The sequence below is a fragment of the Caballeronia sp. dw_276 genome, from assembly GCF_018449635.1.
GTDB lineage: Bacteria > Pseudomonadota > Gammaproteobacteria > Burkholderiales > Burkholderiaceae > Caballeronia.
Genome location: NZ_JAAVUV010000012.1, coordinates 147243 through 158628, shown reverse-complemented (window position 1 = coordinate 158628; position 11386 = coordinate 147243). Strand labels below are relative to the sequence as shown.

The following is an 11386-nucleotide window of genomic DNA, read 5'->3' as shown; positions in this document are numbered from 1 at the left end:
CACAATGTCCAATTCAACATTTACCGCGCGAAAAGATCGTCGCGAAGAGCAACTCATCAAGGATGTATTCCGCCGCCGGCCGCTGTTTTCTGCGCTTAGCGTGCTGGTCGGTACAGGCGCTGTAGCGTTGTCTGCGCTGCCGTCGCAAGCGCAAGCCAGATCGGCGCTGGATGAAATGGCCTGGGCGCAGCAGCAACAGACACGCGTGGCGCAGCAACCTCCTATGCAGCCCGCCGTCAGGTCTGCGCTGAATGAAGCCGTCAGCATCTTGCAGGTTCCTGCTCAAGATGCGGCGCCGCAAGCAGCGGTAGTCAGCAACTCGGTCCCCGTCCCGGTTGCGGCGCCCGTTACTGCCCCGCGACTTGTTGAGCCCATCCCCGCACGTCGTTCGCGAGGTTTCGCCGATGCGGGTCTGATCCCGATGGATGCACCGGCGATGCCGACCGCAAATGTCGCCGATGTGCCTCGTGAAGCAGCGGTGGCCCGAAGCGCGGTCCCGGTTCGCACTGAGCCGGCGCGTCCGATCATTGTGTCCGCGCCGGTACAAGCCGCAGCGCCGGTGCCGTTGGGCGTCTCCGCGTCGCCCATCCGTCCCGCGCTTTCGATCAAGCGTGCGCCTGACATGCAAGCAGACATCATCGCGTTGCGCGGAAGCGTCGCCACAGGGACTGCAAATAAATTCGATGGCGTGTCGTCGTCGCCGTCCTTCCAGGCCGACGATATGCCTGTACGCCGTGGCGCGCTCGCCGATGGCGCCAATGCATCCACGAAAAAGGGCATGCGAAAAGGCCGTGGTGTAGAAGATAACTACGCCGAGTGGCTGGACGACACCCCCGGCTCGAAAGCGCTGGCCGACAAAACTGTCGTGCCTGAGCAGGCTGTACGCAGTGCGCTGAAAAATGCCGCCGATATCGCCGCCGAACGCAGTGCAGCCGTGCGCCAGGCCCGTACCGACTGGGACGCTGCGAAGTTCGACATCGACCAGGTGAAGGGCCAACGCTGGCCGCAGGTGCAGGTCGGAGCCAACTCGCCGGCCTTGAGAGGATCGGCCAATAGGTTCGACGATAGCAACCCGCCCACCGCAAGCGTCAGCGTCACGACCATGGTCTACGACTGGGGAAAGACGAGCAAGAACATCGACAGCAGGACCAAGACGGCCGAAGCCGCCGAGTTCTACTATCAGACCGTCTTGCAGCAAAACGCGTACGAAGTTTCATCGAACCTGGTGGAGCTGGCGAAGAACCGCGCGGTGTACGCAATCGGCGAAAGCTACGTGAAGCGAATGTCTGCCCTGGTGGAAATGCTGGAAGAGATCGTCAAGATTGATCCGGGCCGCTTGAGTGAACTGAGCCAGGCGAAGTCGCGCATGCTTCAGGCGCAGACTTCTCAGGCCGTAATTGCAGCGCAAGTCCGGTCGCTCGAACTCAGCGTGCGAAAACTCGTAGGCGACGAGCCGACGCCTCTCCCTTCGGGCACGCAATGGCAATTGCAACTGGATGGCCTCGACAGCGCCGTGGCTGCGGTCGCCCAAAATCCGGCAATCGAGCAGGCAGTGGCCGAGGCCGCCGCCGCCAAGGCGACTGCCAAATCGGTGCGAGCGGGATCGTTGCCGCAATTGAACTGGGTCGTCAACAAGACCACCGCGCACGATACGTTTGGCCAGCGCCAGCCCTGGACCACCATGCTGCAATTGTCATGGACGCCGTTTCAGGGCGGCAGCCAGCAGGCGGCCGAGCGGGCAGCGCTCGCCCGGGCTTCGTCAAGCGATGACAAGCGCGAGCAGCTGCAGCTCGATTCCGAGTTCAAGGTACGCGACGCTCACCGTGACGCCATTGCGCTGGCGACGCGCGCGAAGCTCTACGGCGAGCTATCCGTCGAGACCGATCTGATTCGCAAGCAGTTCTTCGAGCAGTGGTATCACCTGAACCGCCGCACCCTCGTAGACGTGTTGTCCGCCGAAAGCGACTTCTACAACAACCAGGTTAGTGCGGTAACAACCCAGTTCGACGCCTATCAGTCAGTTCTTAAAATCCATCTTAATAATGGAACGCTGAATGAGTGGCTGCAGGGCGCTTGACAGCCGAATGTTGAGCAGTTCTCTCGTAGCGCAGGTTTTATACCAAGTCCGCGCGTAGAAATTGATTGGTATCGAATGTTAAAAGCCATTGGCGTCAAGTGCGTCAATGGCTTTATTGTTTTCAATCAACCGAATCCGGTTAATTCAGTTTCTAAAAAATGCGTTGAAATATAAAGGCAAGCGAATTTTTGTAGTTATTTGTCCGTCTTGATTGGTTTCGCAGGTTGTTTGAATGCAACGGTTCTATTTTATAAGATTGTTCTTATTATCTCGATAATACCGGTTTTCACGCCCCAAAAAACTGCTAAAAGCCATAGCCAGCATAGGAATAGATGATCCTGGCCGGGTCGCGAAAGACCAGTCTGCACGGATTTTCGTCGTCGAAACTCCTGATTTTATTTGGCGCTATCCAAATTAGGAGTTTTCGCATTAAGCGGCTCCCCTTCAAAACCTATAGTTCGTTTGCGTTCACAAAACCGGGCCCTTGAGTTGTGATCCCGGTCTCAGTGCTTCAGTGCGAAATCTCTGAAAGGCAATGAACGCCGAGCGTAAGCGGAAGCCTTTAAACCAGATTGCATCTCAGAAAGAGATCGATCCATGTCTCTGCCGATCCGCAAGGCGATTTTCTTATTTTTGTAAAGGTACATAGCATGAACAAGTCATACAAATCCGTCTGGAATGAATCGACGGGGTCATGGGTCGCGGTGTCTGAGCTGGCAACTGGTCGCAGCAAGAGCAAGCGTGCGAAGACAGCAATCTCGAAGGCAATCCTGACGCAAGTCGCCGTCGGCGGCATGAGTTTGGCTGGTGTTGGCGTGGCAATGGCTGACGACACCGTCAAGCAGGGCACCAACGCAACCGTCAATATCGCTGACGGCGTGGCAATCGGCGTCAACTCGGAAGTCGATGCTGACACGCTGAACGCCGCCAAGATTGGCGGCATCGCCATTGGCGATTCGGCCTACGCAATCGGTTCCGGCGTTGCAGTCGGTCAAAACAGCCAGGCTGGCTCGGACAGCCTGGCTTTTGGTTCTGGCGCAGCGGCTCAGAACGGCGGCACGGCAATTGGTGCAAATTCGTACAGCATCAATAATGGTGGCGTCGCCATCGGCGAAGGCGCTACGGCAACGGGCGCTGGCGGCATGGCAATCGGCAAGAACGCCTCGGCATCGGCTTCAGGTGCTGTTGCAATCGGCCAGGATTCAGTCGCGACCGGCATCAACACGGTATCGGTCGGTAACGCAACCACGCAACGCCAGATCGCAAACCTGGCAGCCGGTACGCATGCAACCGACGCAGTGAACCTTGCCCAGTTGACCGCAGCAGGCCTGATCGTGAACACGAGCGGCGTGGCGCAGAACGCATTCGTGGCATACGACAGCACGGCCAAGACCGGTGTAACGCTGGGCACCGGCACGGTTGGCGCACAGATTCACCAGGTTGTAGCAGGTACGACGGCAACGGACGCAGTGAACGTTGGCCAATTGACGGCAGCAGGCCTGAACATCGACACGACTGGCAAGGCCACGAATTCGTTCGTCGCATACTCCAGCACGGCGAAGGATCTGGTCACGCTGGGTGGATCGGCTGGCACGAAGATCTCGAACCTGACGGCCGGTACGACCGCCATGGACGCAGTGAACGTTGGCCAGTTGACGGCAGCGGGCCTGATCGTGAACACGAGCGGCGTAGTTCAGAACTCGTTCGTGGCATACGACAGCACGGCCAAGACCGGCGTGACGCTGGGCACCGGCACGGTTGGCGCGCAGATTCACCAAGTGGTCGCAGGTACGACGGCAACAGACGCAGTGAACGTTGGCCAATTGACGGCAGCAGGCCTGACCATCGACACGACTGGCAAGGCCACGAATTCGTTCGTCGCATACTCCAGCACGGCGAAGGATCTGGTCACGTTGCTGGGTGCATCGGGAACGAAGATTTCGAACGTCGCAGCCGGCACGATCAACTCGACGAGCAAGGACGCAGTCAACGGTTCGCAACTGTACAACGCTGAAGCCAGCGTAGCAGCAGTGCTGGGCGGCTCGGCATCCGTCAACCCCGACGGCACGATCAAGGCGCCGACGTACAAGATCAACAACACCGACTACACCAGCCTCGACAGCGCGTTGACGGCTGCAGCAGCGTCGGGTTCGGGTGGTGGCGCGGATCCGCTGGCAGTGCAATACACCGACGCGAATAAGACCGCGGTCTCGTTGGGTAACGGCACAACGGCCGTGAAGGTTTCGAACGTCGCAGATGGTGTCGTTGCTACTGACGCGGTCAACAAGGGACAGCTTGACGCAGTCGCTCAATCGACCAGCAGCGTTGCAAACTCCTTGAAGTATTTGCGCTTTGGCGCGAGTTCCGCTCAGGTGGCGAACGCGATGGGTACCGACTCCCTGGCGATTGGCGGTAACGCATTCGCTTCGCAGACCGGTTCTGTGGCGATTGGCCTCTTTTCCAATTCGTCGGGCCTCAATTCAGCCGCGATCGGCACGAACGCGACCGCGGACGGCAAAAACTCGGTGGCACTGGGATCGAACTCGTCGGCAGACGACGACAACATAATTTCCGTCGGCAACATGTCGCAGCAGCGTCGTATTACCAACGTAGCCGCAGGTACGACGACAACCGACGCCGTCAACATGGGTCAGGTCGAAAGCATGATCACCGCCGCGACGACGCCGTCGCAGCAAATGGTCAAGAGCACGCGCTCGCTGTTGGGCGCATCGGTGCTGACCGCACAAGCCGCGCCGGTATTGTCGGATGTGGTCGCAGTTGGAACCACGGACAAACTCGGCCAAGCTGAAGCAATCGGTACGGATGCGGTTGCGATCGGCCTGAACGCTAAAGCGACTAACGACAACACGGTTGCTATCGGCACGAACGTTGCCGCAGGCGGCGTCGGTGGCGTTGCAATCGGCAACCTGACCACGTCGGGTGGTGTAAATGCCACGGCAATCGGTGTCAACGCACAATCGATGGGTGACTCCTCGTTGGCCATGGGTACCGGTGTCAAGTCGCAGGCCGCAAACAGTATCGCACTCGGCAACGGCAACAACGTACTGACGAGCGGCTCGAATTCGGTTGCAATCGGCTACAAAAACTCGGTGTCCGGCGCAAACACGATCGTCCTGGGTAACCAGGTCACGGGAACGGGCACCAACTCGGTAGTATTGGGTAACGCCAGCGATGGTTCGCAAAGCAATGTGGTTTCGGTTGGCGCCAAGGGTACCGAACGCAAGATCGTGAACGTGGCTGCAGGTACGACGGCAACGGACGCAGTCAACGTGGGTCAGTTGGCCGCAGCAGGCGTGATCGTGAACTCGAGCGGTGTAGTTCAGAACACGTTCGTTGCATATGACAGCACGGCCAAGACCGGCGTAACGCTGGGTAACGGCACGGTTGGCGCGCAGATCCATCAGGTTGTGGCAGGCACAGCTGATACGGATGCAACGAACGTTGCTCAGTTGAAGCAATTGGGCGCATTGATCGGCACAAGCGGCACGGTGACCAACGCGTTCGTTGCCTACGACAACGGCACGTCGATGGACACGATCTCGCTGAGGGGAACGAGCGGCACCACGAAGATCACGAAGTTGACAGCAGGCACGTTGAGCGCATCCAGCACCGACGCGGTGAACGGTTCGCAACTGTACAACGTCGGTTCAACCGCGGCTGCAGCACTGGGCGGCGGTGCGGCCATGGGTACAGACGGCAAGATCAAGGCACCGGCCTACACGATTGGTAGCTCGACGTACGCCGACGTCGGCACCGCGCTGACGGCAGTTGCAGCACTCGCCTCTGGCGGTTCGGCTGATGCAGTGGTGTATGACAGCACGACACACAACAAGGTCACGCTGGGCAAAGCCGGCACGCCGGTTACCGTGTCGAACGTGGCAGATGGCGCCGCCAACAACGACGCAGTGAACGTTGAGCAATTGAAGGCAGCTGGCCTGAACATCAGCACGAGCGGCGTAGTTCAGAACGCATTCGTGGCATACGACAGCACGGCCAAGACCGGCGTGACGCTGGGCACCGGCACGGTTGGCGCACAGATTCACCAGGTTGTAGCAGGTACGACGGCAACGGATGCAGTGAACGTTGGCCAATTGACGGCAGCGGGCCTGACCATCGACACGACTGGCAAGGCCACGAATTCGTTCGTCGCATACTCCAGCACGGCGAAGGATCTGGTCACGCTGGGTGGATCGGCTGGCACGAAGATCTCGAACCTGACGGCCGGTACGACCGCCATGGACGCAGTGAACGTTGGCCAGTTGACGGCAGCGGGCCTGATCGTGAACACGAGCGGCGTAGTTCAGAACTCGTTCGTGGCATACGACAGCACGGCCAAGACCGGCGTGACGCTGGGCACCGGCACGGTTGGCGCGCAGATTCACCAAGTGGTCGCAGGTACGACGGCAACAGACGCAGTGAACGTTGGCCAATTGACGGCAGCAGGCCTGACCATCGACACGACTGGCAAGGCCACGAATTCGTTCGTCGCGTACTCCAGCACGGCGAAGGATCTGGTCACGCTGGGTGGATCGGCTGGCACGAAGATCTCGAACGTCAAGGCCGGTACGACCGCCATGGACGCAGTGAACCTTGCCCAGTTGACCGCAGCAGGTTTGAATGTCAATACGAGCGGTGTAGTTCAGAACGCATTCGTGGCATACGACAGCACGGCCAAGACCGGTGTAACGCTGGGTAACGGCACGGTTGGCGCACAGATTCACCAGGTTGTGGCAGGCACGGCTGATACGGATGCAACGAACGTTGCTCAGTTGAAGCAATTGGGCGCATTGATCGGCACGAGCGGCACGGTGACGAACGCATTCGTAGCCTACGACAACGGCACGTCAATGGACACGATCTCGCTGAAGGGCACGGGCGGCACCACGAAGATCACGAAGTTGACGGCAGGCACGTTGAGCGCATCCAGCACGGACGCGGTGAACGGTACGCAGCTATACAACGTGGGTTCGAGCGCGGCAGCAGCGATCGGTGGCACCGCGACCATGGGTGCGGACGGCAAGATCAGCAAGCCGTCTATCGTGGTTGGCACCACGACATACGACAATTTGTCGGGTGCAATCACGGCAGCCGCAGCACTGGCAGGAACGGGCTCGGCTGACGCTGTGCGGTACGACTCCTCGGCGCATAGCAAGATCACGCTGGGCAGCACCAGCGCGCCAGTCACGGTGACCAACGTCGCAACAGGTGTCGATGCCACCGACGCGGTCAACAAGGCACAGCTTGACAGCGCGACGTCTGCGATCAGTAACTCGATTGGCAACCTCTCGCCGGCTTTGAAGTACCTGCGTTTCGGCTCGAGCACTGCTCAGACGGCGAACGCAATGGGTACCGACTCCCTGGCGCTTGGCGGTAACGCGTTTGCTTCGCAGACCGGTTCTGTGGCAATTGGCCTCTTCTCCAATTCGTCGGGCCTCAATTCAGTCGCAATCGGCGCGAGAGCGACCGCAGACGGCCAAAACTCGGTCGCTATTGGATCCGACTCCTCGGCAGACGGCGACAACACGGTTTCCGTGGGCAATATGTCGGTGCAACGTCGTATTACCAACGTAGCCGCAGGTACGACGACAACGGACGCCGTCAATCTGGGTCAGGTTGAAAGCTTGATCAGCGCGGCTAACTCGTCGTCGCAGCAGGTTGTCAAGAACACCCGTACGCTGTTGGGCGCATCGGTGCTGACCGCACAAGCCGCGCCGGTATTGTCGGATGTGGTCGCAGTTGGAACCACGGACAAACTCGGCCAAGCTGAAGCAATCGGTACGGATGCAGTAGCAGTTGGTCTGGGCGCCCATGCGACCAACGACAACACAGTTGCTATCGGCACGAACGTTGCCGCAGGCGGCGTTGGTGGTGTTGCAATCGGTAACCTGGCCACGTCGGGTGGTGCGAGCGCCACCGCAGTCGGTGTCAACGCCCAATCGATGGGTGACAACTCGTTGGCTATGGGTACTGGCGTGAAGTCGCAAGGCGCCAACAGTATTGCTCTCGGTAACGGCACCAACGTATTGGCGACCGGTTCGAATTCGATTGCAATCGGCTACAAGAACTCGGTGTCGGGCGCAAACTCGATCGTCCTGGGTAACCAGGTCGTCGGAACGGGCACCAACTCGGTGGTATTGGGTAACTCCAGCGATGGTTCGCAAAGCAACGTGGTTTCGGTTGGCGCCAAGGGTACCGAACGCAAGATCGTGAACGTGGCTGCTGGTACCACGACCACGGACGCGGTCAACCTGGGTCAGATGAATGCAGCAATCGCAACGGTAAGCGGTGGCGGCGGCTCGACCCTGATCACACAACCTACCGCTGGCACGGGTGATCTGCTGGTTGGTGCAGCAGTCGCTGGAACACACGTGAACTTCACGAACAGCGCGGGTGTTGCTCGTGAGTTGACGGGTGTGGCAGCAGGCACGAAGGCTACTTCGGCTGTGAATCTGAGCCAGTTGCAGCCGGTTGTAACTGCGTTGGGTGGCGGCGCGAAGGTCGATGCCACGACGGGTGCCGTGACTGGCCCGACGTACTCGATCCAGGGCGCGAACAAGTCGACAGTCGGCGATGCCTTGACGGCACTCGATGGCGGCTTGACCACGGTCAACACCAAGATCGACGCACTGGGCAATCCGCTGGTTACGCAAGCTTCGGCTGGCTCTGACCTTCTGGTTGGCTCGAAGACCGACGGTACGCACGTGAACTTTGCGGGCACGGCCGGTAATCGTGAACTGATCAACGTAGCAGCAGGCACGAAGGACACGTCTGCAGTGAACTTGAGCCAGTTGAAGCCAGTCGTCGCAGGTTTGGGCGGCGGTGCTGGGGTCGATGCAGCGGGTAACGTAACTGGCCCGTCGTACACAATCCAGGGCTCGACGGTGAACAACGCTGGCGACGCGTTCACGAAGATTGACGGCAACCTGACGGACCTGAAGACCACGGTCAGCGCGATCACGGCTGGCGGTGATGGCCTGGTTATTCAGGACCCGACCTCGGGCGACATCAAGGTTGGTTCGGTGAACGGCGGCACGGTGGTCGATATGACCGGTACGGCAGGTGCTCGCACGATCACCGGTGTAGCTGCCGGTAGCCTGGGTGCCTCGAGCTTTGATGCAATCAACGGTTCGCAGTTGAACGCAACGACGTCGAACATTGCTACGGCAATTGGCGGCGGCATGAACGTCGACAGCAAGACCGGTGCAATCACGATGCCTTCGTTCAGTGTTGGCGGTCAGACCATGTACAACGTCGGTGATGCAATCCTTGGCCTCGACGGTCGAATCGACAGCACCAACAACAGCTTGACGGAGTTGACGACGAAGGTGTCGAACATCTCTACGGGCGGCAGCGGTACTGCAACGCCGAACGCAGTGGCGTACGACACGGATGCACACGACACGTTGACGCTTGCATCAACGAGCGGTGGCACCACGAAGCTCAGCGGTTTGACGGACGGCAACGTGGCAGCAGGTAGCACGGACGCTGTAACGGGCAACCAGTTGAGCGAAGTCAAGGACTCGGTAACGACGCTGCAAACGACCGTGAATAACATCGCGGAAACGGGCACCACGGTCATCGGTGTCAAGGGTGCGGATGGTACGAACGGCATCAATGGTGCTAACGGCGTTGCCGGCAGCAACGGCACCGCAGCTTCGGCCAATGGTGCTGACGCAATCGCCATGGGTGACAACGCTTCTGCTTCCGGCGATCACGCAGTTGTGATTGGTGGCGGCGCGAGCGGTACGGCTGACGGCGTGATCGCAATTGGCGGCAACTCCAATGCGTCTGGCAAGGACTCGATCGCTATTGGTAACGGTGCTACGGCTCCGGATAACAATTCGGTAGCGTTGGGTGCGGGTTCCACGACGGATCGCGACAACAGCGTCTCGATCGGTTCGGAAGGCAAGGAACGTCAACTGACGAACGTTGCAGCAGGTACGGCCGGCACGGATGCGGTCAACCTGAACCAGATGAACCAGGCCGTGGGCGGTGTTGCTCGTAAGGCGTACAGCGGTATTGCGGCAGCCACTGCGCTGACGATGATCCCGGACGTCGATGCGAACAAGACGCTGTCGATCGGTATTGGTGGCGGTACGTTCCAGGGCTACGCAGCAACGGCCATTGGCGGTACGGCTCGTATCACGCAGAACATCAAGGTGCGCGTGGGCGCGGGTTGGTCGGCAGCTGGTACGACGGTTGGTGCTGGTGCTTCGTACCAGTGGTAATCGGGATCTGATCTGAGAGAAGTCCGGCTCGAAAGAGCCGGGTTTCTCGAAGGATTGGTTCTGTAACTTCTTTGTAGTAGATGAACTTGTTGTAGCTGTAGATGTACCTTGTAGTACCTTAGCTGTACCTGAAGCGGGCTCTTCTCCGGAAGCGCCCGCTTTTTTTATGCAGGCAGGCTTTTAATTCCCCACGCGCCGTCGATCCAGCACGCCTTTCGCCTCGGCCAGCCTTTCCGCAAATTCCGGCCCGCGCGCCAGCGCCACGCCCACAGCCAAAATATCGCCGATAGCCAGGTGCGATACACGCGATGTCATCGGTGAAAAGATGTCCGTGTCTTCATCCACGTTTGCGAACAATCCCACGCTTGCCATGCGCGCCAGCGGCGAGTTGCCGTGCGTGATCGCAATCACCTTCGCACCGCCATCGAGCGCGGATTTCACCGCGTCGAGAATGTCGCGCGTGCGACCCGTATTTGAAATGACCACGACCACGTCGCCTGCACCGAGCAACGCAGCAGACGTGGTGTACGTATGCGGGTCCGAATACGCAACGCTCGGCACGCCCAGCCGGAAGAACTTGTGCTGCACATCGAGCGCGGCGATGCCCGAACCGCCGGCACCGTAAAACTCGATACGCCGTGCGTCGGCGAGTAGAGCAATCGCCGCCGCCACGCTGTCCGACGACAAACTATTGCGCACCTGCAGCAACGCGCCGATAGTCCTATCCAGCACCTTCGCCGCGACGCCGGCAGCGGGTTCATCGGCGCGGACATCGCGATACACAGCCGCGGCCGGCACATCAGACGCAATGCTTTGCGCGAGCCGGATCTTGAATTCGCGAAAGCCGGAAAATCCGAGCGCCCGGCAGAAGCGGGCGATGGTCGGCTGGCTGACGCCCGCGCGGACGGCGAAGTCGGTCATCGCGAGATCGAGGACTTCGCGGGGCGCTTCCATGACGTAATCGGCGAGCTTGCGCTCGGAGGGTCGCAACTGCTCGCGCATTGCCTTAACCTGAGACAGCAACATCGGGAATCTCGCCTATGCTGGAAATGCGTGGACT

Annotated in this window: 3 protein-coding genes; 2 read left to right on the top strand and 1 reads right to left on the bottom strand. The window is 59.7% G+C overall.

Features of this window, described 5'->3' with window-relative positions; translation table 11 throughout:
- Window positions 1–4 precede the first annotated feature (4 nt).
- Both HB633_RS23930 and HB633_RS23925 read left to right on the top strand, forming a co-directional pair.
- A complete protein-coding gene (locus HB633_RS23930) occupies window positions 5–2077 on the top strand; it encodes a TolC family protein (protein ID WP_213780601.1) in 2073 nt (690 codons plus the stop codon).
- A gap of 650 nt (window positions 2078–2727) precedes the next feature.
- Complete coding sequence (locus HB633_RS23925; protein WP_213780600.1) at window positions 2728–10326, top strand: YadA-like family protein; 7599 nt, start codon at window positions 2728–2730, stop codon at window positions 10324–10326.
- Between the two features lie 180 nt (window positions 10327–10506).
- Here the strand turns inward: HB633_RS23925 and HB633_RS23920 are convergent, their stop codons facing one another.
- On the bottom strand, window positions 10507–11352 hold the full coding sequence (locus tag HB633_RS23920; protein ID WP_213780599.1) for a MurR/RpiR family transcriptional regulator: 846 nt from the start codon (window positions 11350–11352) through the stop codon (window positions 10507–10509).
- Window positions 11353–11386: the final 34 nt, after the last annotated feature.

Excerpts from the sequence above, each read along its gene's own strand:
- HB633_RS23930 (WP_213780601.1), top strand. The coding sequence starts at position 5 with ATGTCCAATTCAACATTTACCGCGCGAAAAGATCGTCGCGAAGAGCAA.
- HB633_RS23925 (WP_213780600.1), top strand. The coding sequence starts at position 2,728 with ATGAACAAGTCATACAAATCCGTCTGGAATGAATCGACGGGGTCATGG.
- HB633_RS23920 (WP_213780599.1), bottom strand. The coding sequence starts at position 11,352 with ATGTTGCTGTCTCAGGTTAAGGCAATGCGCGAGCAGTTGCGACCCTCC.